Source organism: Siccirubricoccus phaeus (genome assembly GCF_008360935.1).
Classification (GTDB): domain Bacteria; phylum Pseudomonadota; class Alphaproteobacteria; order Acetobacterales; family Acetobacteraceae; genus Siccirubricoccus; species Siccirubricoccus phaeus.
On record NZ_SRXO01000034.1, the window covers coordinates 15,392 to 37,502 of the forward strand.

24 protein-coding genes are annotated in these 22,111 nt (G+C 70.8%); 8 read left to right on the forward strand and 16 right to left on the reverse strand.

From position 1 onward, the window contains the following. Nucleotides 1–220 precede the first annotated feature (220 nt). From E5N76_RS27905 to E5N76_RS27925, 5 genes are all read left to right on the forward strand, one after another. Nucleotides 221–1,003, forward strand: a complete 783-nt coding sequence (locus E5N76_RS27905; protein WP_149541255.1) for a DUF1217 domain-containing protein — start codon at nucleotides 221–223, stop codon at nucleotides 1,001–1,003. 395 nt (nucleotides 1,004–1,398) lie between these two features. Beyond that, nucleotides 1,399–2,577 carry a phosphoserine transaminase gene (locus tag E5N76_RS27910; RefSeq protein WP_149541256.1) on the forward strand — a complete coding sequence of 393 codons (1,179 nt, stop codon included), beginning with the start codon at nucleotides 1,399–1,401 and terminating at the stop codon, nucleotides 2,575–2,577. Next, on the forward strand, nucleotides 2,577–4,163 hold the full coding sequence (serA, locus tag E5N76_RS27915) for a phosphoglycerate dehydrogenase (protein WP_149541257.1): 1,587 nt from the start codon (nucleotides 2,577–2,579) through the stop codon (nucleotides 4,161–4,163). Before E5N76_RS27910 ends, serA begins: the two co-directional genes overlap by 1 nt. Nucleotides 4,164–4,230: 67 nt before the next feature. Further along, nucleotides 4,231–5,196, forward strand: a complete 966-nt coding sequence (locus tag E5N76_RS27920; RefSeq protein WP_149541258.1) for a tripartite tricarboxylate transporter substrate binding protein — start codon at nucleotides 4,231–4,233, stop codon at nucleotides 5,194–5,196. Between the two features lie 10 nt (nucleotides 5,197–5,206). Further along, nucleotides 5,207–6,301 (forward strand): mandelate racemase/muconate lactonizing enzyme family protein, encoded by a 1,095-nt coding sequence (locus tag E5N76_RS27925; RefSeq protein WP_149541259.1) that lies wholly within the window; start codon nucleotides 5,207–5,209, stop codon nucleotides 6,299–6,301. Nucleotides 6,302–6,332: 31 nt separating this feature from the next. Here E5N76_RS27925 and E5N76_RS27930 read toward each other — a convergent pair whose 3' ends face one another. The 3 genes from E5N76_RS27930 to E5N76_RS27940 form a co-directional block, all read right to left on the reverse strand. Beyond that, nucleotides 6,333–7,550: an ABC transporter substrate-binding protein gene (locus E5N76_RS27930; protein WP_149541260.1), complete on the reverse strand. Its 1,218-nt coding sequence runs from the start codon at nucleotides 7,548–7,550 to the stop codon at nucleotides 6,333–6,335. Nucleotides 7,551–7,691: 141 nt separating this feature from the next. Further along, on the reverse strand, nucleotides 7,692–8,114 hold the full coding sequence (locus E5N76_RS27935) for a cupin domain-containing protein (protein WP_149541261.1): 423 nt from the start codon (nucleotides 8,112–8,114) through the stop codon (nucleotides 7,692–7,694). Between the two features lie 382 nt (nucleotides 8,115–8,496). Continuing rightward, complete coding sequence (locus E5N76_RS27940; RefSeq protein WP_235907937.1) at nucleotides 8,497–9,306, reverse strand: enoyl-CoA hydratase; 810 nt, start codon at nucleotides 9,304–9,306, stop codon at nucleotides 8,497–8,499. 60 nt (nucleotides 9,307–9,366) lie between these two features. Here E5N76_RS27940 and E5N76_RS27945 point away from each other — a divergent pair, with 60 nt between their 5' ends. Further along, entirely contained in the window at nucleotides 9,367–10,464 is a 1,098-nt protein-coding gene (locus tag E5N76_RS27945) for a Zn-dependent alcohol dehydrogenase (protein ID WP_149541262.1), read from the forward strand. Between the two features lie 158 nt (nucleotides 10,465–10,622). On the opposite strand, the gene E5N76_RS27950 is transcribed toward E5N76_RS27945, so the two are convergent. The 6 genes from E5N76_RS27950 to E5N76_RS27975 all read right to left on the reverse strand — a co-directional run bounded on the left by E5N76_RS27950 (nucleotide 10,623) and on the right by E5N76_RS27975 (nucleotide 15,800). Next, entirely contained in the window at nucleotides 10,623–11,198 is a 576-nt protein-coding gene (locus E5N76_RS27950) for a hypothetical protein (protein WP_149541263.1), read from the reverse strand. A 204-nt stretch (nucleotides 11,199–11,402) separates the two neighbouring features. After that, nucleotides 11,403–12,554, reverse strand: a complete 1,152-nt coding sequence (locus E5N76_RS27955) for an OmpA family protein (RefSeq protein ID WP_149541264.1) — start codon at nucleotides 12,552–12,554, stop codon at nucleotides 11,403–11,405. A gap of 221 nt (nucleotides 12,555–12,775) precedes the next feature. Further along, entirely contained in the window at nucleotides 12,776–13,807 is a 1,032-nt protein-coding gene (locus tag E5N76_RS27960; protein ID WP_149541265.1) for an OmpA family protein, read from the reverse strand. 174 nt (nucleotides 13,808–13,981) lie between these two features. Then, nucleotides 13,982–15,100 carry a 5-(carboxyamino)imidazole ribonucleotide synthase gene (locus tag E5N76_RS27965; RefSeq protein ID WP_149541266.1) on the reverse strand — a complete coding sequence of 373 codons (1,119 nt, stop codon included), beginning with the start codon at nucleotides 15,098–15,100 and terminating at the stop codon, nucleotides 13,982–13,984. After that, on the reverse strand, nucleotides 15,097–15,603 hold the full coding sequence (purE, locus tag E5N76_RS27970) for a 5-(carboxyamino)imidazole ribonucleotide mutase (protein WP_235907939.1): 507 nt from the start codon (nucleotides 15,601–15,603) through the stop codon (nucleotides 15,097–15,099). The genes E5N76_RS27965 and purE overlap by 4 nt, the downstream gene beginning before the upstream one ends. Next, the gene (locus E5N76_RS27975) at nucleotides 15,600–15,800 is read right to left on the reverse strand and encodes a YdcH family protein (protein ID WP_149541267.1); all 201 of its coding nucleotides are present in this window, start codon (nucleotides 15,798–15,800) and stop codon (nucleotides 15,600–15,602) included. The genes purE and E5N76_RS27975 overlap by 4 nt, the downstream gene beginning before the upstream one ends. Before the next feature lie 138 nt (nucleotides 15,801–15,938). Between E5N76_RS27975 and E5N76_RS27980 the strand changes: the two genes are divergently transcribed. Next, nucleotides 15,939–16,106, forward strand: coding sequence for a DUF465 domain-containing protein (locus E5N76_RS27980; protein WP_149541268.1), 168 nt, complete (start codon nucleotides 15,939–15,941; stop codon nucleotides 16,104–16,106). Between the two features lie 140 nt (nucleotides 16,107–16,246). Here E5N76_RS27980 and E5N76_RS27985 read toward each other — a convergent pair whose 3' ends face one another. After that, nucleotides 16,247–16,825: a DUF1013 domain-containing protein gene (locus E5N76_RS27985; RefSeq protein ID WP_149541269.1), complete on the reverse strand. Its 579-nt coding sequence runs from the start codon at nucleotides 16,823–16,825 to the stop codon at nucleotides 16,247–16,249. A 135-nt stretch (nucleotides 16,826–16,960) separates the two neighbouring features. Between E5N76_RS27985 and E5N76_RS27990 the strand changes: the two genes are divergently transcribed. Then, the gene (locus tag E5N76_RS27990) at nucleotides 16,961–17,152 is read left to right on the forward strand and encodes a DUF1192 domain-containing protein (RefSeq protein WP_149541270.1); all 192 of its coding nucleotides are present in this window, start codon (nucleotides 16,961–16,963) and stop codon (nucleotides 17,150–17,152) included. 193 nt (nucleotides 17,153–17,345) lie between these two features. On the opposite strand, the gene E5N76_RS27995 is transcribed toward E5N76_RS27990, so the two are convergent. The 6 genes from E5N76_RS27995 to E5N76_RS28020 all read right to left on the reverse strand — a co-directional run bounded on the left by E5N76_RS27995 (nucleotide 17,346) and on the right by E5N76_RS28020 (nucleotide 21,909). Then, a complete protein-coding gene (locus tag E5N76_RS27995; RefSeq protein WP_149541271.1) occupies nucleotides 17,346–17,816 on the reverse strand; it encodes an Hsp20 family protein in 471 nt (156 codons plus the stop codon). A 206-nt stretch (nucleotides 17,817–18,022) separates the two neighbouring features. Next, nucleotides 18,023–18,250 carry a 50S ribosomal protein L31 gene (gene rpmE, locus E5N76_RS28000; RefSeq protein WP_149541281.1) on the reverse strand — a complete coding sequence of 76 codons (228 nt, stop codon included), beginning with the start codon at nucleotides 18,248–18,250 and terminating at the stop codon, nucleotides 18,023–18,025. 273 nt (nucleotides 18,251–18,523) lie between these two features. After that, nucleotides 18,524–19,180, reverse strand: coding sequence for an ABC transporter ATP-binding protein (locus E5N76_RS28005; RefSeq protein ID WP_149541272.1), 657 nt, complete (start codon nucleotides 19,178–19,180; stop codon nucleotides 18,524–18,526). After that, the gene (locus E5N76_RS28010; protein WP_149541273.1) at nucleotides 19,173–19,979 is read right to left on the reverse strand and encodes an ABC transporter ATP-binding protein; all 807 of its coding nucleotides are present in this window, start codon (nucleotides 19,977–19,979) and stop codon (nucleotides 19,173–19,175) included. The genes E5N76_RS28005 and E5N76_RS28010 overlap by 8 nt, the downstream gene beginning before the upstream one ends. Further along, complete coding sequence (locus E5N76_RS28015; protein ID WP_235907941.1) at nucleotides 19,976–20,977, reverse strand: branched-chain amino acid ABC transporter permease; 1,002 nt, start codon at nucleotides 20,975–20,977, stop codon at nucleotides 19,976–19,978. The genes E5N76_RS28010 and E5N76_RS28015 overlap by 4 nt, the downstream gene beginning before the upstream one ends. Beyond that, a complete protein-coding gene (locus E5N76_RS28020) occupies nucleotides 20,974–21,909 on the reverse strand; it encodes a branched-chain amino acid ABC transporter permease (protein WP_149541274.1) in 936 nt (311 codons plus the stop codon). The genes E5N76_RS28015 and E5N76_RS28020 overlap by 4 nt, the downstream gene beginning before the upstream one ends. Nucleotides 21,910–22,111: the final 202 nt, after the last annotated feature.

Consider the following 22,111-nt stretch of genomic DNA (forward strand, 5'->3'; position numbering starts at 1 on the left):
GCCTCCGGGCGATGCCGCCCTCCGGCGATCTGCTCTAGCCTTCCCAGGTGGTCGAGGAGACGAGGCCAGCCCCGATGCTTCCGGCAAGACGCCCCCCCTTTCCGCCTGCCCTGCCGCCTGCTGCACCCTGTGCCGTTCCGCCCGGGCCGAACCGGGTGCCGGGGGCGGCCGGCCATCTGCGGCGGCTTGCCCTGCCCGGCCGCCCGGGGCAGGTGCCGCCATGCCATTGAACCTCTCCCTGGCCACCGCCCTGTTCGGCATCTCCACCGGCACCACCAGCACGGGCGATGCCACCTCCGCTTTGCTCGCCCTGAAGCAGGCCCAGACCGGTACGGCCGAAACCAAGGGCATCGAGGCGGAGAAGAAAGACCCCATCAGCATCACCGCGCTGAAGCAATTCGACAGCGCCTTGGCCAAGGCCAAGGATGTCAACACCGCGCTGAAGGATCCCCGCATCCTCAACGTGCTGCTGCCGGCCCTCGGCCTGGCCGACCAGGCCAGCTTTCCCGGCCTGGTGCAGAAAGCCCTCACCGCCGACCCCAATGACAGCAAGGGGCTGCTCGCCAGCCTGGACGGCCGGTTCAAGGCCGCGGCCCAGACCCTGGACCTGAGGAACAAGGGGCTGGACGGGCTGAAGGACCCCGCCACCGTCCAGAAGCTGAAGGACGGCTACCTGGAATACCAGTACAAGGCCGGGCTGGACGACACGAATCCCGGCTTCTCCGACGCGCTCTACTTCATCGAGAACGCCGGCGCGCAGACCGATGTGTACAACATCCTGGGCAATTCCGTGCTGCGGCGGGTGGTCACCGGGGCGCTGGGCCTGCCGGACGCCATCGCGGTGCAGTCGGTGGAAGCCCAGGCCCGCGCCATCACCAGCCGGATGAAGCTGGACGATCTGCAGGACAGCCGGAAGGTGCAGCTCCTCGCCCAGCGCTATGTCATGGCCCGGGCCGACCAGAGCACCGCCGCCACCAACCCGCTGCTCTCGCTCCTCGCCTGAGGCTGCGGGACAGGCCCGGTCTGCCGCGCCGCCGCCGATCCGCTGCGGCGTGCGCGACCCGGAGTGCGGGAACATTTGTGCAGTGTCCGGTCGTCGACGCCCTCACGCCCGATCCGCCACGCCGCGCCAATGCTGCCCGCCATGCCGGAGCCTCCGCACGGCGTCCGGTCCTCGAAGCCCGCACCATGCCCGATCCGCCGCGCAGCCCCGATGCCGCCCGCCGTACCGGAACCTCCGCGTCGTGTCCGGTTCTCGACGCCTTCGCCCCGCCCGATCCGCCGCGCTGGCCCCAACGCCGCCCGAACCCGCTTGATTCCACCGCCGCGCCGGCCTAGCACCCTCCCCGGGCCACGCCCCCCCACCGGGGCGCAATCGCTTCTGGAAGGGAGCACCACATGGCGATCGCCACGAAGCCGGAACTGCGTCCGGCCAATCCCTGCTTTTCCTCGGGTCCCTGCGCCAAGCGTCCGGGCTGGACGCTGGAAGCCCTTTCGGGCGCGTTGCTCGGCCGCAGCCACCGGGCCAAGGAGCCGAAGGCGCGCCTCGCCGAGGTGATCGACCGCTCCCGGGCCGTCCTCGGCCTGCCCGCCGATTGGCGCCTCGGCATCGTCCCCGCCTCCGACACCGGCGCCGTCGAGATGGCGCTGTGGTCGCTGCTCGGCGAGCGCGGCGTGGACATCCTCGCCTGGGAGAGCTTCTCCAAGGAATGGGCGACGGATGTGACCAAGCAGCTCAGGCTGCCCGATGCCAAGGTGATCGCCGCGCCCTATGGCCAGCTTCCGGACCTCGCCGCCGCCGACTGGTCGCGCGACGTGGTCTTCGTCTGGAACGGCACCACCAGCGGCGTGCGCATCCCGAACGCCGCCGCCATTCCCGCCGACCATGCCGGCCTTGCCATCTGCGACGCCACCAGCGCCGCCTTCGCCATGCACCTGCCCTGGGACCGGCTGGATGTGGTCACCTGGTCCTGGCAGAAGGTGCTGGGCGGCGAGGCGGCGCATGGCATGCTCGCCCTCTCCCCGCGCGCCGTGATGCGGCTGGAAAGCTTCACCCCCGACCGCCCGCTGCCAAAAATTTTCCGCATAACCAAGGGCGGCAAGCTGAACGAGGGCATCTTCAAGGGCGAGACGATCAACACCCCCTCCATGCTCTGCGTCGAGGATGCGCTGGACGGCCTCCGCTGGGCCGAGAGCATCGGCGGGCTGGCGGCGCTGATCGCCCGCTCCGAGAGCAACCTCGCCGCCATCGCCTTCTGGGTGGCGAAGACGCCCTGGGTGGAATTCCTGGCCGAGGTGCCGGAGACCCGCTCCTGCACCTCCATCTGCCTGAAGATCGTGGCGCCCTGGTTCCAGGCGCTGCCGGCGGAAGGCCAGGCGGCGGTGGCGAAGCAGCTTGCCTCGCTGCTGGAGAAGGAGGGCGTGGCGCTGGATATCGCCGCCTATCGCGACGCACCCCCGGGGCTGCGCATCTGGGGCGGCGCCACGGTGGAAACGCGTGACATCGAGGCGCTGCTCCCCTGGCTGGACTGGGCCTTCACCCAGGTCGCCGCCGCCCATGGCAAGGCCGCCGCCTGATGCCGCGCGTTCTCATCTCCGACAAGCTCTCCCCCGCGGCCATCGAGATCTTCCAGCAGCGCGGGATCGAGACGGTGTTCAGGCCGGGCCTTGCCCCGGCCGAGCTGCGCGCCATCATCGGCGAATTCGACGGGCTGGCGGTGCGCAGCGCCACCAAGGTGACGCGGGAGCTGCTGGACGCGGCGCCGCGGCTGAAGGTGGTGGGTCGCGCCGGCATCGGCGTCGACAATGTGGACGTGACGAGCGCCACCGCCCGCGGCGTGGTGGTGATGAACACCCCCTATGGCAACGCCATCACCACCGCCGAGCACGCCATTGCGATGATGTTCGCGCTCGCCCGGCAGATCCCGGAGGCGAGCGCCAGCACCAAGGCCGGACGCTGGGAGAAGAACCGCTTCATGGGTGTCGAGCTGTTCGGCAAGACGCTCGGCCTGATCGGTTGCGGCAATATCGGCTCCATCGTCGCCGACCGGGCGATCGGCCTGCATATGAAGGTCGTCGCCTTCGACCCCTTCCTCTCCGATTCCCGCGCCCTGGAGCTGGGGGTGGAGAAGCTGGAGCTGAATGCCCTGCTGGAGCGCGCGGATTTCGTCACGCTGCACGCGCCGCTGACCGAGCAGACGCGCAACATCCTCAGCCGCGAGAACCTGGCCAGGTTGAAGAAGGGCGCGCGGCTGATCAATTGCGCCCGCGGCGGGCTGGTGGATGAAGCGGCGCTCTACGATGCGCTGAAATCCGGCCACCTGGCCGGTGCGGCGCTCGACGTGTTCGAGGTGGAGCCGGCGGTGGACAGCCCGCTCTTCACCCTGGAGAACGTCGTCTGCACGCCGCATCTCGGCGCCGCGACGGCCGAGGCGCAGGAGAATGTGGCGCTGCAGGTGGCGGACCAGATGGCCGACTACCTGCTCTCCGGCGCCGTCTCCAACGCCATCAACATGCCGAGCGTGACCGCCGAGGAGGCGCCGCGCCTCAAGCCCTATATGGAATTGGCGCGGCTGCTGGGCGGCATGGCCGGGCAGCTCACCCAGGCGCAGGATGGCGCGCTGAAGGCCATCCGCGTGGAGTATGAGGGCGCGGTGGCGGAGCTGAACCGCCGGCCGCTGACCGCCGCCGCGTTGGCCGGCGTGCTGGGGCCGATGCTCGGCGCCGTCAACATGGTGAACGCGCCGGTGGTGGCGAAGGAACGCGGCATCGCCGTCGCCGAGACGGTGCATGAAAGGCGCGGCGACTACGCCTCCCTGCTGCGCGTCACCGTGGTGACGGACCGCTATGAGCGCAGCGTGGCCGGCACGCTGGTGGGCGACGCCAAGCCGCGGCTGGTGGAGATCAAGGGCATTGCGGTGGAGGCGGATTTCGCGCCGCACATGCTCTACGTCACCAACCAGGACAAGCCGGGCTTCATCGGCCGCTTCGGCATGGTGCTGGCGAATGCCGGCATCAACATCGCCACCTTCCATCTCGGCCGCGCCGCGCCGGGGGGCGATGCGATCTGCCTGGTGGCGCTGGACGGGCCGATGCCGGAGCCGGTGCTGGCCGAGGTGCGGGCGCTGCCCCTGGTGATGCAGGCGGTGCCGCTGGGGTTCTGAGCCGCCCCTTGCCCGGCCTCCCCTGACGCGTAAGCTGCCCCCCGGACAATGAACCGGGGGGAAGCGCATGCAGCGACGCATGCTGGGGGCGGCGGCGGCAGGCCTGCTGCTGCCGCGCGGGCTCAGGGCGCAGGCCCTGGGCGGCGGGCGGACGATGCGGATCATCGTGCCCTATGCGCCGGGCGGCGCGACCGATTCCCTCTCGCGCTTCCTGGCGCCGCGGCTCAGCCGGCTGCTCGACCTGAACGTGGTGGTGGAGAACCGCGCCGGCGGCAACAGCATCGTCGGCACCGAGGCGGCGCTGCGCGCGGCACCGGACGGGCTGACCCTGGCGATGATCGACCTCGCCTTCGTGGTGAACCCGGCCATGTATGCCAGCCTGCCCTACGACACCCGGCGCGACGTCGCGCCGGTGGGGCTGGTGGCCAGCGCGGCGCAGGTGCTGCTGCTGCATCCGGAGGTGCCGGCCCGCAGCCTGGCGGAGCTGGTGGCGCTGGCCAAGGCGAAGCCGGGCCAGCTCTCCTTCGGCTCGGCCGGGGCCGGGACGGCGCTGCGCATCGCCGGCGAGCAATTCCGCATGGCCGCCGGCATCGACATCCTGCATGTCCCCTATCGCGGCGGCGGCGAGGCGCAGGCGGCGATCCTCGCCGGCGATCTCAGCATGACCTTCTCCGGCGAGGCGCAGTCCAAGGTGCTCTCGGACTCCGGCCGCGTCCGGCCGCTCGCCATCACCGGCCCGCGCCGCGGCCGCCGCATGCCGGAGGTACCGAGCTTCGCCGAGGCGGGCTATCCGGAGGTGGATGTCGTCACCATCAACGGGCTGATCGCGCCGGCCCGCACCCCGCCCGCCGTGGTGCAGCAGATCAACGCCGCGGTGGTGCAGGCGCTGCGGGAGCAGGAGCTGGAGCAGCGCCTGCTGGAGCTCGGCTTCGAGATCGCCGCCAGCACGCCGGAGGAATTCGCCGCCTGGATCGGGCAGCAATTGCCGAAATGGGATTCGCTGGTTCGCCGCGCCGGCATCCGGCCCGAGTGAGAGGTTCCCCATGACGATCAAGTCGGTCACCGCCCTGCCGCTCGCCCTGCCCCTGCTGCCCGGCAGTTCCCGCCCCAACTTCGCCGGCCGCCTGCTGGACGAGGCGCGGATGATCCTGGTGCGGGTGGAAACCGCGGATGGCGTGGTGGGCTGGGGCGAGACCTTCAGCCACCTCGCCTGGCAGCCGGCGCATGCCGCGCTGCGGGAGGTGGTCGGGCCGCTGGCGGTGGGGCGGGAGGAGGGCGACATCGCCGCGCTCTCGCTGGAATTGCAGCGCATCCTGCACCTCTTCGGCCGCAGCGGGGCGATGCTCTATGCGCTGTCCGGGCTGGAGATCGCGCTGTGGGATATCGCCGGCAAGCGCGCCGGCAAGCCGATCACCGAGCTGCTCGGCGGCGCGCGGCGGCGGACCCTGCCCGCCTATGCCAGCCTGCCGCGCTATGGCGACCCGGCGACCGTCGCCCGCTACGCGGCGGAGGCGGCAGCGCGCGGCTATGGCTCGGTGAAGCTGCATGAGATCGGGGAACCGCAGGTCGCCGCTGCCCGCGCCGCGGTGGGGCCGGAGGTGGCGCTGATGATGGACACCAACTGCCCCTGGACGGTGGACCAGGCGCTGGCGGTGGCGGAGCAGGTGCGGGGGCAGAAGCTGCTCTGGCTGGAGGAGCCGGTCTGGCCGCCGGAGGACCGGGACGGGCTGGCCGCGGTGCGGGCCAAGGCCGGCATCGCCATCGCCGCCGGCGAGAACGCCGCGAGCCCCGAGGAATGCATCGCCATGATGGCGGCGGGCGCGGTGGACTACATCCAGCCCAGCGTCACCAAGATCGGCGGCATCGGCGCCTGGATGCGGGTGGCGCGGGAGGCCGAGGCGCGCGGCATCGGCGTGATGCCGCACTGTCCCTATTTCGGCGCGGGCTTCGTCGCCACGCTGCACATGGTGGCGGCCCTCAAGGGGGAGAGCCTGGTGGAGGCCATGTATTACGACCTGGCCGCCAGCCCCTTCGCCGCCTGGATCCAACCGCAGCGCGGCAGCTTCACCCTGCCGGAAGGGCCGGGCCTCGGCTGCGAGCCGGACCCGGAGGTGTTGCGCCGCTACGCCGCCGGGTGAAGCGCCGGCGGCGCTGCCCGCCACCGGCCGTTCAGACCAGCGGGCAGCCCCCCTCCGCCATCGGCCGGAAGGCCTGCTCGCCCGGCACGGTCCGCAGCACCTTGTAGTAGTCCCAGGGGCCCTTGCTCTCGGCCGGCGCCTTCACCTCCAGCAGGTAGGCGGGGTGCAGCTTGCGGCCATCGGCGCGGATGGTGCCCGGGCCGAAGGCGTCGTCATCGCAGGGCATCGCCTTCATGCGAGCGACCGCCGCGGCGCCGCTCGCCTTGGCCGCGGCGATGCCCATATCGGCCACCGCCTTCAGGTAGTGCAGCGTCACGCCGTAGCAGCCGGCCTGCACCATGGTCGGCGGCGGGGCGTTGAAATTCTGGCGCAGGCGCTGGGTCAGCGCGCGGGTGCGGTCATTCACGTCCCAGTAGAAGCTCTCCGAGCAGACCAGCCCCTTGGCGGTCTCGAGACCCATGGAATGGACCTCCGAGATGAACAGGATCAGCGCCGCCAGCCGCTGCCCGCGCCGCTGCAGGCCGAACTCCGCCGCCTGCTTCACCGCATTCGCCATGTCGGTGCCGCCGAAGGCCAGGCCGATGACCTTGGCGCGGCTCGCCTGCGCCCGCAGCAGGAAGGCGGAGAAATCGGTGGTGCCGGGGAAGGGAAAGCGCGCATTGCCCAGCACGCGGCCGCCCTCGGCGGCGATGATCCGGCCGCCCTCCACCTCCATGGAATGGCCGAAGGCGTAATCGGCGGTGACGAAGAACCAGCTATCGCCGCCTTCCCGCACCACCGCCCGCGCCGTGGAATTGGCGAGCATCCAGGTGTCGTAGGTCCATTGCACCGTGTTCGGGCTGCATTGCGCGCCGGTGAGTTCCGAGGTGCCGGGCGCCGAGGCGAGGAAGACCTTGTTCTTCTCCCGCACCACGCCGTTGACGGCGAGGGCGGCGCTGCTCGCCGGCACGTCGATCAGCGCGTCGATGCCGTCGCGGTCCAGCCATTGCCGGGCGATGTTGGTGGCGAGGTCCGGCTTGTTCTGGTGGTCGGCGGCGACGATTTCCACCTTCAGGCCGAGCGGCGCGGCGTCCTGCACCGCCTGGCGCACCGCCAGCACCGAATTCGGTCCGGAGAGATCGGCGAAGGCGCCGCTCATGTCGGAGATCACGCCGAGCCGGAGAGTCTGTTGCGCCTGGGCGCGGCTCGCGCGCGGCAGAGCACCGAAGGCGGCGCCGCCCAGCAGCAGGGCGCGTCGTTCGAGTATCATGGATCGTCTTCCCCGGCGGCACGGCGAGCCGAGGCGCCGCGGCCGCCGCGGGGCGCCATCGGCCAAGGGGCGGGTGACCGGTCACGTCGCCGCGGGATGGTTGCACGAACCCTCCCGCGGCTGGTCAGCCTCCCGGCGCGGTCAGGCCTTGGCGGCGGGCGGGTCGCAGGGCGTCGTCGCCATGTCGCCCGGGATCGAGAGCTCGAGGATCTCGACATCGTCCGAGGTAGCGATTTCGTTGTGCTTCATGCCGCCGGGAATGAGGATGGCGTCGCCGGCCTCGCTGCGGGTCCGCGTGCCGTCCTCGAATTCCAGCTCGACCCAGCCCTTCAGCACGTAGACGAATTGCGCCTCGCATTGGTGGGTGTGCCAGCCGGTGGGCTCGGTCATGCCGGTGATGGCTTCCATCACCTGGGCGCGCAGCTTGCCTTGCGTCGCCGCCTGCACGCCGAGGTCGCGGTAGCGGAAGAATTTCCGCCGCCCCTTCACGAAGGGCTGCTCCGCCTTCTTCGCCACAGTGAGCTTGATTTCCGGACGCGAGGCGCCCGCTACGCTGCCATCCATGGATGCTCCTCCATCGGTGTCTTGCGCACCTGGCAGCAGGCTACACCCGCGGGCCGGCCCGGCAAATGGTTTCCCGGCCGGCGGCCGGGCGGGGTCCCAGCGGGGGCGGGTCGGCCAAGGGGGGCCGGGTCGGCAAGATCAACCTGGAGGAGATCGCCCCGGGGCGGGATCGCGCGGCGGTGGCGATGCGCCCCCTTGGACAGGGCGCCGGAGGCGTTGGACCCCGACCTTCCTGGGCCGGCGCTGCACGGCCCAGGCGTGCCGCACGCCCAGGCTGATCGCCCGCACCCTGTCCTTCGCTGGATAGCCTGCGCTGGATAGCCTGCGGCCCCGCTTGTCCCCTCCCTTCGCCGGGAAGCCTGCGAACCCAGCGGGCAGGAGATCAGCGCCCCCTGAACACCGGCGGCCGCTTCTCCGTGAAGGCGCGCAGCGCCTCCTTGTGATCCTCCGTCTCGCGGCAGCGCATCATGCCGAAGGCCTCGGCCTGCAGCGCCTCGGCCAGCGTCCCCTCCTCCGCCACCTTCATGTTGCGCTTCATGTAGCGCCAGGCGACGCGCGGCCCCTGGCCGAGCTGCCGCGCCAGCGCCAGCGTCTCCTCGCGCAATTGCGCGTCGGGCACCAGCCGGTTGACCAGCCCCAGCTTCTCCAGCTCGGCGGAGCCCAGCTTCGCACTCGTAAAATACAGCTCCCGCGCCTTGGCCGGGCCGACCAGCCGGGCGAGGAAATAATGCCCGCCGAAATCGCCGGAGAAGCCCATATTGGCGAAGGCGGTGGTCATCCGGGCGCTCTCGCCCGCAATGCGCATGTCGCAGGCCAGCGCCAGGGACATCCCCGCCCCGGCCGCCACGCCGTTCCACATCGCGAGGGTCGGCTTCGGCATCTCATGCAGCAGCCGGCTGCACTCCATGCGGCCCAGCAGCTCATCCGCCCCGGCCTCGGGCGTGACGGGCGGCGGCTTGGCGCCGCTGGCCCGGGCCTTCATGTCGCCGCCGGCGGAAAAGCCGCGCCCGGCGCCGGTCAGCACCACGCAGCCGATCTCGGGATCCAGCGCCGCCCGCTGCAAGGCCTCCACCATCTGCCACATCATCTCGGTGCCGAGCGCGTTCAGCACCTCCGGCCGGTTCATGGTCAGCAGCAGCACCCCGTCGAAGCGCTCCTGCAGCAGCTCCTCGGCCATGGCGTTCCCCTTCATTCCTCTCGTCCACCGGATGCTAGGTGGTAAGCTGCGGCGGTCCAAGAGGGGGAGCCCGCCATGAAGGCCGCCGTGCTGCACGAAGCCAACCAGCCTCTGACGATCGAGGAAGTGACGCTGCAGAAGCCGAAGGCGCGGGAGGTGCTGGTGCGCACCGCCTATGCCGGGCTCTGCCATTCCGACCTGCATTTCATCGAGGGCCTCTACCCCCACCCCATGCCCCTGGTGCCCGGCCATGAGGTGGCGGGCGTGGTGGAGGCGGTGGGCAGCGACGTCACCTACCTGCAACCCGGCGACCATGTGATCGGCTGTCTTTCGGTGTTCTGCGGCGCCTGCCAGCAATGCACCGCCGGCCGCACCGTGCTGTGCGAGAACACCGAGGTGAAGATGACGCCCGGCATGTCCCGCCGCCTCTCCTGGAAGGGCGGCGAGGTGATGCACCAATTCCTCAACCTCTCCGCCTTCGCCGAGCAGATGCTGGTGCATGAGAACGCGCTGGTGAAGATCGATCCCGAGATCCCGCTGGACCGCGCCACGCTGGTCGGCTGCGGCGTCATCACCGGGGTCGGCGCCGTCATCAACACGGCGCGGGTGCCGGCGGGGTCCACCGTCGCGGTCATCGGCTGCGGCGGCGTCGGGCTTTCCGCCATCAACGGCGCGGCGCTGGCCGGCTCCTCGCGCATCATCGCCCTCGACACCCTGGCGGAGAAGCTGGAGCTGGCAAAGGAGATGGGCGCGACCGACACCGTGCTGGTCGGCCCAGGGGGGAGCAATACCGATCCGGTGCAGGCGGTGCGGGAGCTGACACAGGGCGGCGTGGAATACGCCTTCGAGGCGCTGGGGCTGAAGCAGACCGCGGAGCAGAGCTTCGCCATGCTGCGCCCCGGCGGCACCGCCACCATCATCGGCATGGTGCCCTTCGGCCAGAAGATCGAGCTGCATGGCTTCGACTTCCTGCGGGAGCGGAAGATCCAGGGTTCCTCCATGGGCTCCAACCATTTCCGCACGGACATGCCGCGGCTGCTGACGCTGTGGAAACAGGGGCGGCTGAAGCTGGATCACCTGATCAGCAGCAAGATCACGCTGGCCGAGATCAACGAGGCCTTCGCCCGGCTGAAGGGCGGGCATGTGGTGCGGCAGCTCATCGAGTTCGCCTGAAGGGAGCTCCGCCCCCCACCCCCCGCCAGGGGCTCTGCCCCTGGACCCCGCCGGGCGGGGTTGGCGGCACTGTCGCCAACGCTTCCCCCCCGGACCCCGCCCTGAGTCTGCGGGTTCGACCTGCCGACGCTGCCCGGGTTGCGGGCGGAGCCGCGATCCTATCGCCGCCGGGTATCGAGCCGCCCGAATTCCGCGGCGACCGCCTCCGCCGCCTCCGCCACGCGCGGCAGGCGCGGCAGGGCGGAAAGCCTGGCCAGCGTCACCATCGGCCCGGCAGTGAAGGCCGGGCCGCTCAGCATCGATTCCGCCGCGGCGCGGCTGCCGGCGCGCAGCGCCTCATGCACGCGGCGCATGCTGCCGATGACGAGCTGCGGCGGCGCCCCCGGCGCGATGCCGAGGAAATCCCGCATCTCCGTCCGTGCCGCATCCATCTGCATCTGCACCAGCGGGTTGATCTCCGGCGCGTAGCGCGCATTGGTGGAAAGCTCGTTGGCCAGGAACTCCAACTGCTCCACCGCCAGCGCGGCCTCCGCCGGCCGGCCGCGCCAGCGGCTGGTATCGCCCAGATTCTGCGGCGCGTAGAGCGCCGCGCCACGCACCGGGTCGCCGAGCCCCAGCAGGTAATCCCCCACCGGATCCGTCTCGCAGCCTGCCAGCAGGGCCGGCAGCAGGAGGAAACCACGGCGACCATGGCGGCGTTCCGCCCGCATCTCATTGCAACGGAGTGTCTCCATGCGCGGTATCCTGCTGTGGCTGCTGGGTCTCCCGATCCCCATCATCATTCTGCTCTACCTGTTCAACGTGATCTGACGGCAGCCACGAAACGTGAAAAGGGGGCGCCCGCGGGCGCCCCCTTGCAAATTGTAACAGATGCCGCGTGACAGGTGCCGCGCGACGCGGCCTTGCCGCCCGGCCCCGCAAGGCCGGGCGGCTTCGCCTCAGCGCAGGACGATCTCGACGCGGCGGTTCTGCGGCTCCCGCACCCCGTCCGCCGTCGGCACCAGCGGGCGGCTTTCGCCGAAGGCCGTCACGCTGATCTCGTCGCGGCCGATGCCGCGCGCCACCAGCTCGTTCGCCACCGCGTCGGCGCGGCGCTGCGACAGGCGCTGGTTGTATTGCGGCGTGCCGGAACGGTCGGCATGCCCCGCCACCTCGATGCGCGTGGTCTGGACGCGGCGGGAATTCTGCGCCGCCTCGCCGATGATCTCCCGCGCCCGGCTGGTGAGATCGGCGCGATCCCAGTCGAAGAAGACCAGGTAGGTGCGGGCCGGGGCCGGGGCCGGGGCCACCGGTTCCGCGACCGGCGGCGGCGCCACCGGCGGCTGGAACAGCGCATAGCGCAGGCCGAGCATGATGGAGTGGTTGTACTTCTCCACCTCAAGCCGCCCGGCCTGGGCGATCTGGCCGGTCGCCGGGTTGCTCGTCGTGGCGAACAACTCGGGCTCCAGCGTGCCCATGAAGCGGTATTCCGCCGTCAGGGTCAGGCCGCGCACGCCGAGCCAGGTGAAGGGCGTGGCGACGCCGATGATGGCCTGGTAGGCGAGCTGCCCGTCGCTGTCGTTGGAATGGAAGACGAGGCCATTGGCCGCGCTCTGGCCGCGCAGATTCCGCCAATCCGTCCAGACATAGCCGAGGCCGATACCGACATAGGGCTGGAAGATGCTCTGGCCCAGGCCGAAATTGGCGAAGTCGAAATCATAGAAGGCGTTCGCCATCACGCCATAGGTGCGCTGGAACCCGCCGACGCGGCCCATGGGGGCGAGGCCGAGGCCGCGGATGCTGTCCACCTCATTCTCGCGGAAATTGCCTTCTATCTCGGCGCGGAAGCCGTTGCCGAAGCCCCAGCCGACGCTGAGCACGCCGGCCCAGCCGAACTCGAAATTCGCCTTGCCGACATTGTCGACCCGGACATTGGAGGGCAGGCCGAAATTCCCGGGCGTTTCGGCGCCGGATACGTCGAACTTCTCCGGATTGTTGATCCAGTTCCCGCCGGCGCCGACGCCGACATAAAGACCGCTGACCGGCTGGGCGCTGGCGAGCGTCGGGGCGGCGAGCAGCGTCGTCGCCAGAAGGGCCCGTTTCAGATTCATGCGAGGTTCTCCATCCTGCCGGCGCTGGCTGCGGCGGGAACCGATGCCGCAGCGCAAGGCGCCACGGGCTCCAACGCCTGCGGCGGGCGGGGTTCGCTCGCGAAAAAACGAGGTCACTGGCTGTGGCCGAAAAGCCACAGCACGGTGGAGGGGACAGAGCCCTAAACGCAGAAAGGGGCGCCTGGTGGCGCCCCTTTCCGGAATGTTCGAAACGCTGCGGGCTAGCGCAGGACGATCTCGACGCGGCGGTTCTGCGGCTCGCGCACGCCATCGGCCGTCGGGACCAGCGGGCGGCTCTCGCCATAGGCCGTGACGGAGATCAGGTCGCGGGCGATGCCGCGGCGCACCAGCTCGGCCGCCACCGCATCGGCGCGGCGCTGCGACAGGCGCTGGTTGTACTGCGGGGTGCCGGAGCGGTCGGCGTGGCCGGCCACTTCGATGCGGGTGGTCTGCACCTGCGGGGCGGCAGCGGCCGCCTCGGCGATGATCTGCCGGGCGCGGTCGGTCAGGTCTGCGCGATCCCAGTCGAAGAAGACCAGGTAGGTGCGGGCGACCTGCGGGGCGGCCGGCTGCGGCTGCACCACCGCCGGGGCAGGGCGCGGCGCGCTGAAGGCGTAGCGAACGCCGAGCAGCACGGAGTGATTGTAATTCGTGCCCTTGGTGTCGCCGCCGCCCGGAACGGTGAACTTCGGATCCAGCGTGCCGTAGAAGCGGTACTCGCCGGTCAGGTACAGGCCCGGCACATAGGCGCCGAGGCTGTAGGCCGCGCCGGCGATGCCCTGATAGGCGAACCGGCTGTCCGTGTCGTTCATCGTCGTGGTGCCGACGCGGATGCTCTTGGCCTCGAGCCAGCTATAGCCGGCACCCACGCCGAGATAGGGCGAGAGCGGGCCGAGGTCGAAATCATAGAGGGCGTTCACCATCGCGCCCCACTGGTTGAGGTAGCCGCCGCGAGCCACCGTGGCGCCGCCGGCGCCGGTGATGCGCTCGATGGAGTTCTGGCGGTAATTGCCCTCGATCTCCACCCGGAGGCCGTTGCCGAAGCCCCAGCCGATGGAGGCCAGGCCCACGCCGCCCAGCCCGTCATCCTCATACTTCGTCTTCCCGGAGGCGCCGCGGAAATTCCCGGTGCTCTCCTGGTGGAAGTTGAGGCCGGCACCGGCGCCGACATAGAGGCCCGAGACGGGCTGCGCCTGCGCGGCGACCGGCAGCGCCAGCACCGTCGCGGCCAGAAGGGCCTGCTTGAGGTTCATCCTCACAATCTCCTCGCATTCCATGACGCGAACAGCCGCTGCATCCGCCATCATCGAAAGCGACCGCAGGCTGCGTCACTGCAACCTAGCATCGTACCCGCCGCGTGACATCGGGGGCGGATGTGATTCCGCACCAATGTGGCCAAACCGCCACAGGGTATCATGGCAAATACGTCACAGCCCCGACAGGAGCGCGGTCTCCGGAATTCCGGCCAGAGAGTCCTTTGGAAACAAGAAGTTGGCGTGGCCGAGCTTGCGGCCGGGCCGAGCCTCCGCCTTGCCGTAGAGATGCGGCGCCACACCGGGCGTGGCCAGAAGCCGCGGCCAGAGCGCCATCCCCTCCGGTCCGACCAGGTTTTTCATCACGGCGTCGTGATCCCGGTCCGGGCTTGCCAGCGGCAACCCGGTGACCGCCCGGACGTGTTGCTCGAATTGGCTGGCGATGCAGGCATCCATCGTCCAGTGGCCGGAATTATGCGGCCGCGGCGCGATCTCATTGCCCAGCAGCCTGCCATCCGGCAGCAGGAACAGCTCCAGCGCCAGCACGCCGACCAGGTTCAGCGCTTCGGCGACCGCCACCGCATGCGCCCGGGCGCGCGCCGCCACCTCGGCCGGCACCCGGGCCGGGGCGAAGCTCAGGTCCAGGATGTGGTTGCGGTGGCGGTTCTCCACCGCGTCATAGACCGCGGTGGCACCGTCCTCGCCGCGCGCGACGATGGCGGAGAGTTCCGCGACGAAGGGGATGAAGGCCTCCAGGATCAGCGGCTTCGGCGCCAGGCGGGCGAAGGCGGCCAGCGCCTCCGCCTCCGTGCGCACCATGGCCTGGCCGCGGCCGTCATAGCCGAGGCGGGAGGTCTTCAGCACCGCGGGCAGGCCGATGGCGGCCAGCGCGGCGCGCAGCCCCTCCTCCGACTCGATGCCGCCCCAGGCGGCGACGGGAACGTCGGCGGCTTCGAGGAAGGCCTTCTCCGCCAGCCGGTCCTGGCAGATGCGCAGCACCTCCACCCCCGGGCGGCAGGGGGCGAGGGGTTGCAGCGCCGCCAGGGTGGCGGCCGGGACGTTCTCGAATTCGAAGGTCACCACATCCACGGCGGCGGCGAAGCGGGCGAGCGCCTGCGCATCCTCATAGGGCGCGACGGTATGAGCGGCGGCGACCTGCATGCCGGGCCCATCCGGCTCCGGCGCGAAGACGTGGCAGCGATAGCCGAGCCGCGCCGCCGCCAGCGTGGACATCCGCCCGAGCTGCCCGCCCCCCAATATGCCGATGGTCGCCCCCGGCGGCAGCGGCGTCACTCCGGCGCCTCCGGCACGCTGGCGGTCTGGGCGGCGCGCCAGGCGTCGAGCCGGCGGGCCAGGGCGGGGTCGGACAGCGCCAGGATGGCGGCGGCCAGCAGCCCGGCATTGATGGCGCCAGCCCGGCCGATGGCGAGCGTCCCGACCGGCACGCCGCCCGGCATCTGGACGATGGAGAGCAGGCTGTCCATGCCCTTCAGCGCATGGCTTTCCACCGGCACGCCGAGCACCGGCAGCGGCGTCATCGCCGCCGCCATGCCGGGCAGGTGGGCGGCGCCGCCGGCGCCGGCGATGAGGACCCGCAGCCCGCGGTCCCGGGCGGATTTCGCATAGTCCGCCAGCCGGTCCGGCGTGCGGTGGGCGGAGACCACGCGGGTTTCGTGCGGCACGCCGAGCTGCGCCAGGGTTTCCGCGGCGTGGCGCATCGTCTCCCAGTCGGAGCGGCTGCCCATGATGATGCCGACCAGCGGGGAGGCGACGTCGTTCATACCGGCCTCGCTCATGCGATGATGTCCGGCAGCAGGCGGCTTTCCAGCCAGGCGATCTCGTCCTTCAATTTCAATTTGCGCTTCTTCAGCCGCTGCACCTGGAGCTGGTCGCCGCGATCAGCCTCCAGCCGGGCGATCACGGTGTCCAGGTCGCGATGCTCGCTCCGCATTTCGTGCAGACGGCGCAGCAGGGACTCACGGTCATCGAGCATCGTCTGGGGGGCTCGGGCGATGAAGGAAAGGGTGCAATCCGGCTGGGGGCGCCATTACCATGCCCGGGCGCGGACGCAACAGTGCGGCGTCAGCCGCCGGGCGGACCGCGCCAAGGCCGAAGCGAAGGGAGACGCTGCATGCCCGATGGCCCGAGGCTCCGTGCGCTGGAAGAGCGACACGCCGCCCTGGAGCGCCAGATCAGCGAGGAGGATGCGCGGCCGCGCCCGGATGAGGCAGCGCTGACGCGGCTCAAGCTGGAGAAGCTGAAATTGAAGGAGGAGATGGAACGGCTGCGGAAAAACTGACCGGCCCCACGCCGGGCCTGCCTGCATCCGCTTCGTCCCGGACGCCGCCCATAGCCCTGCCGCGGCAGGCTGTGCGAAGCGGTGGACGCACAGCGATTTCCCGAGGTCCCGCGGAGCCGCGCAGCGGCTTCGTGGGGATCTCAGGCCGCGGTCTCTTCCGCCGGGTCCGGATAGGCCGGCGGCAGCGGCGCGCCGGGCGGGCGGTCCCCGGCGGCGGCCAGAGCAGCGTTGAGGTCGGACTGGGTGCAGAGGCCGAGGATCACCGGATCCCGCGGCTTGATGTTGGCGCTGTTCCAATGCGTCCGGTCGCGGACCTTGGCGATGGTTTCCTTGGTGGTGCCGAGCAGCTTGCCGATCGCCGCATCGGTGAGCTGCGGGTGGTGGCGCAGCACCCAGGCGATGGCGTCCGGCCGGTCGTTCCGCTTGGAAACGGGGGTGTATTTCGCCCCCTTGCCGCGGGCTTTCGGCACCGGGATGGCGGAAGGGGCGAGGTGCAGCCGGGCATTCGGGTCGGCCTCGCAGCGGGCGATCTCCTCCCGCGTCACCTGGCCGTTCAGCACGGGGTCGTAGCCGATGATGCCCTGCGCCACCTCGCCATCGGCAATGGCCTGAACCTCGAGCGGGTGCATGCCGACGAAATCCGCGACCTGATCGAAGGTCAGGGATGTCTTCTCGATCAGCCACACGGCGGTGGCTTTCGGCATCAGGGGCTGGGTCATGGGATAAACCTTACGGGCAGCGAGAGGCAGCTTGCTACCTTCGCCACAAATTTGGCGTGGCATATAGAGGCGGTGCCGGGGCGGGTCAAAGCCCACGATGGCCGGCACGCCCGGGAAGGGTCGGGAGGGACGGACATGCTGGAGGAAGAACGCCCGAAGCCTCCGCAGGGCTTCACCCCGGCGGTGCTGGAGAGCTGGGGGGTGGAGGAGATGCGGCGCTACATCGCCCGGCTGCAGGCGGAGATCGCCAGGGTCGAGGCCGAGATCCAGGCGCGGGAGGCGCATCGCGGCGCGGCGGATGCCTTGTTCCGCGCCCAAGGCGGATAGCAGCGGCAAGAAAAGCCGGCGGGGTGGCCCCCGCCGGCCGGTCGGGCCCCGTCGTGACCGGGGCCCCTCCCCTTGCCTCTCCTCAGAGCGGTTTCGCCTCGACTGCGCTCGGCGAACCCGCTCCAGCCCTTTGTTCGGTCGCATTTTCCAGGTCGTCCGGCGCTTCCGCCAGACTTGAAAATGCGCCAGCGCGTCAGGCCGCTTCGGCCTGCGGCGCCTCGGTGTTGGCCGGGAGCTGCGGCTGGCGGGCCTGCACCTCGATCCGGCGCGGCTTCAGGGCTTCCGGCACCACCCGCTTCAGGCCGAGGCGGAGCAGCCCGTTCTCCAGGCTGGCGCCCTCCACCACGATGTGGTCGGCGAGGACGAAGCGGCGCTCGAAGGCGCGGCCGGCGATGCCGCGGTAGAGGAAGGAACGGCCTTCCTCCGGCTGCGGGGCGCGGCCGGTGATGGTCAGCACATTGTCCCGCGCCACGATCTCGAGATCCTTCTCGCCGAAGCCGGCGACGGCCATGGTCAGGACGTAGCTGTCCTCACCGGTCTTCTCGATGTTGTAGGGCGGGTAGCCATTGACGTCCGGCGCGTTGCGCGCGGCTTCCAGCACGCGGGCCAGGCGGTCGAAGCCGATGGCGGTGCGGAACAGGGGAGAGAGATCGAAAGCATTCATGGCCGAGGAACCTCCTCATCGGAAGCAAGGTTCGGTTGATCCTGCGGTCCGGCCCCGCGCGGCCCCGGAAGGGCGCCGCGCGGCGGCAGCAACCGCGCCAGGAACCCCGTTCGGGCGCCCCTGACAGCCATGGAATTAGAAAGCGCCGCCCCCCGGTTCAAGGGGGCGGCGCCAAAGGGAGAAGGCACCTGGGAAGCGCGGCCCGCCTACTTCTTCCGCATGCCGATGCCGGCGAATTTCTTGTTGAACTTCGCCACCTGCCCGCCGGTGTCGATCACCCGCTGCACGCCGGTCCAGGCCGGGTGGGATTTCGGGTCGATGTCGAGGCGGATCGTGTCGCCCGGCTGGCCGTAGCAGGACCGGGTCTTGAAGGTCGCGCCATCGGTCATGACGATGGTGATCTCGTGGTAGTCCGGGTGGATGTCGGGCTTCATGGCGTGCTCATGCAATCGGGTGCCGCCGATACCGACCGGCCGCAGGAAGGGGGGCGTATAGGGGACCATGGGCACGGGCGCAACAGCCCGGGCAGGCTCGCCACGGCAGTGCCAGGCTTCCTCCGCCGAAAGCCGAAGGGGCTTCGGCAAGCTTGCGCTTCAGACCGAGGGCCCAACCGCCAAACTCAAGGGTTCCAAAGGGCCGTTCGGCCCTTTGCGGGGAGAGTTTGAGAGGGACGGCGCCCCTCTCAGCACCGCCACCGACCGGGGCCCTCAGGCCGGAAGGATCTCGCCGCGCTCGATGGTGAAGCTCCGCTCCACCAGCGGCCGCAGCAATTCCGGATTGCTCTCCGTGATGAGGATGGCGACATCCGGCAGCGCCTGGTGCAGCCGGCCCAGCGCCTCCGCATAGCGCAGCGCCAAAGCGGGGGCGAGGCCCTGGAAGGGCTCGTCCAGCAGCACCGCCCGCGTGCCGACCATCAGCGCCCTTCCCAGCGCCACCATCTTGCCCTGCCCGCCGGAGAGGCCGGCGGCGCGGCGCCCGGCCAGCTCCTTCAGCTCCGGCAGCAGGGTGAAGACGGCCTCCAGCCGCCGCGCCACCTCGGGCCTCGGCAGCTTCAGCACCTCGGCCGGCAGGGTGACGTTCTCCCGCACCGAGAAGCTGCCGAAGAGCCGCCTTTCCTCCGGCGCATAGCCGATGCCGAGGCGCGGACGGTGATGCGCCGGCACGGCGGTGGCGTCGCGGCCATCGATGACGATCCGCCCCTCCCGCAGCTTCAGCAGCCCCATCAGGGTGCGCAGCGTGGTGGTCTTGCCGGCGCCGTTGCGGCCGATCAGCGCCACGCGGCCGCCGGGCGGCACCATGAGGTGGACGCGGCGCAGCACCGGCACGCCGGCGATCGCCACCGAAATGCCGTGCAGCTCAAGCATGCCCGCCTCCCCCGGCCGGCAGGCCGGAAGGGGCCCCTGCCGCCTCGATCCCGATGACCTCGCGCCGCACGCGCGGGTCGGCCAGCACCTCCGCCGGCGGGCCGAGCGCGGCGATGCGGCCCTGGGACCAGACGGCGACGCGGTCGGCGAAGCGCGCCACCACATCCATGTCGTGCTCCACGAAGACGGCGGTGACGCCGGCTTGCCGCAGCACGCGGACCAGCGTCTCCACCACCTTCATCTTCTCCGTGGCGGCGACGCCGCTGGTCGGCTCGTCCATCAGCAGCAGCCGGGGCTCCAGCGCCACCGCCATGGCGATGTCGGCCAGCTTGCGGGCGCCCTCATTCAGCGCATCGGCCCTGGCATGGGCGACGGAGAGCAGGCCGAAGCGTTCCAGCAGCGCCTCCGCCTCCTCCTGCCATTCGGGGCGCAGCAGGCGGCGGAAGGGCGACCAGATGCCGGCCCGGGCGGCGACGGCCAGGGCGGCATTCTCCAGCACCGTATGCTCGGTGAACAATTGCGGAAGCTGGAAGCTGCGGCCGATGCCGCGGCGGACGATCTGCCGCGGCCGCAGGCCCAGGATGGACTGGCCCTGATAGGCGATGCTGCCGCCCTGCGGCGCCAGATAGCCCGTTGTCATGTTGATGAAGGTGGTCTTGCCCGCGCCGTTCGGGCCGATGATCGCCAGGAACTCGCCCTGCAGCACATCCAGGTCGATGCCGTCCGCCGCCTTGACGCCGCCGAAGGCGAGGCGGAGGCCGCGGGCGGAGAGCAGCGGCGGAGCGTCCGGGGTCCTCATGCCGCCCGCCCCTTCAGCCGGGCGGAGAGGATGCCCCAGACGCCGCCCGGGGCGAAGAGGATGACGCCCAGCAGCACCGCGCCGAGGATCATCTGCCAGGCATCGGCGAGCTGCGCCGCGGCATAGACCCGCACCAGCTCGAAGGCCACGGCGCCGAGGAAGGGGCCGAGCGCCGAGCCCGCCCCGCCCAGGATGGCGATGAAGACCAGCTCGCCGGAGGAGGTCCAATAGGCCAGCAGCGGGGTGACATGGCGGCTGGTCATCGCCACCAGCGTGCCGGCGACGCCGCCCATCAGGGCGGAGAAGGCATAGGCGAAGAGCAGTACCCGCCGCGCCGGCACCCCCATGAATTCCAGCCGCGTCTCCCGCGTCTTGATCCCCTTCAGCGCCTGCCCCATGGGCGAGGCGAGATAGGCCCGCACCAGCAGGCCGAAGACCAGGGCGAGGCCCAGCGCCAGGCCGAACATCAGCCATTCCTGGGTCTCGCGGGGCGGGCTCTGCCCCGCGAAGGTGAGGCCGGCGACGCGGATGCCGTCCGTGCCCTTGGTGAGGCTGTAGAGCTTCTCCAGCAGGGAATAGAGCACCATGGAAAGCGCCAGGTTCAACATGCCGAAGAAGATGTCGCGGTAGCGCACGACGAAGAGGCCGACGACGAGGCCCAGCCCCAGCGCCAGCGCGCCGCCGAGCGGCAGCAGGATCAGCGCCTCCGGCACGCTGGGCGCCAGGAAGGCGACGGTGTAGGCGCCGGTCGCCAGGAACATGGCGTGGCCGAAGCTGACCTGGCCGGCGCGCAGCAGCAGCAATATGCCGAGCACGGCAATGCCCTTGGCCAGGGCGATGGTCAGCACGAAGCGCAGCCAGGGCGCCGCCCAGGCGATGAGGATGAGGGCGAGGGCGCCGATCAGGGTCAGCGCCATCTCCAGCCCCGCGCCCCTTGCCGCCCCCCCTAGCCGGGGGAGGGAGGAGGCGGAGGGATGCCGTGCCGGGGTGTTGCTCATACCCGCCGCGTCTCCAGCACGCCGAACAGCCCCTGGGGCCGCACCAGCAGCACCGCGACCATGATGATGTAGGGCACCACCACCTCGAATTCCGGGGCGAAATAGACCGCGACGCTGCGGCCAAGGCCGATCAGCAGGGAACTCACCGCCGCGCCCTCGATCTGGCCGAGGCCTGCCGTCGCCACCACGGCGAAGGAGAGCACGATGGTCTGCGCCCCCACCCCCGGCACCAGGGAGGTGGTGGGCGAGGCCAGCGCCCCGCCCAGCGCCGCCAGCGCCGCGCCGAAGGTGAAGGTCAGCAGGGTGACGCGGGTGGCGTCGATGCCCATGGCCATCGCCGCTTCCTTGTCCGTGGTGACGGCGACGATCACCCGCCCGGTCAGCGTCCGCCGCAGGAACCAGGCGAGGGCCAGCAGGGTGAAGACCGCCAGCCCCGGCAGGACGAAGAGCTGATAGGCGGTGAAGGGGATCACATCCTCGCCGAAGGGCACGTCCACCGTGCCGAGCAGCTTCATCGGCGTGTCGTTGGAGACCGGCTGCACGCCCCAGACCAGCTTCTGCACGTCTTCCAGGATCATGAAGAGGGCGAAGGTGACGAGGAGCTGCAGCGACTGCTCATGGCCATAGACCCGGCGCAGCACCAGCTTCTCGATCGGCGGGCCGAGCACGAGGCCGGTCAGCGCCGCGGCCAGCAGCAGCGCCACATAGCCCGCCCAGGGCGGCAGGCCGCTGGCGGCGAAGAACAGCCCCAGCGAGGCGGCGGCATAGGCGCCGATGGCGAAAAGGCTGCCATGCGCGACGTTCACGATGCGCAGCACGCCGAACACCAGGTTCAGCCCCACCGCCACCAGGAAGACCAGCGCCGCATAGGCGAGGCCGTCCAGCAGGGCGAGGCCGAGCAGCAAGCCGTTCTCAGAGACCCATTCGGTCACGTGCGATAGCCCTTCTGCCGGTGGATGACCGGGCGGCGGCGGCAGCCGGCATGCGTTGCCGTCCGATGCCCTGGCCCGCGCCGGACATCCGCCCCTGGCCGGGGGATGGCCGGGCGAGGCCCGGCCATGACGGATGGGGCATGTCCGGCCCTGCCCCAGGCCTTGCCGGCCATTGCTCGCCAAGGGCGGCAGTCCCGCCCCG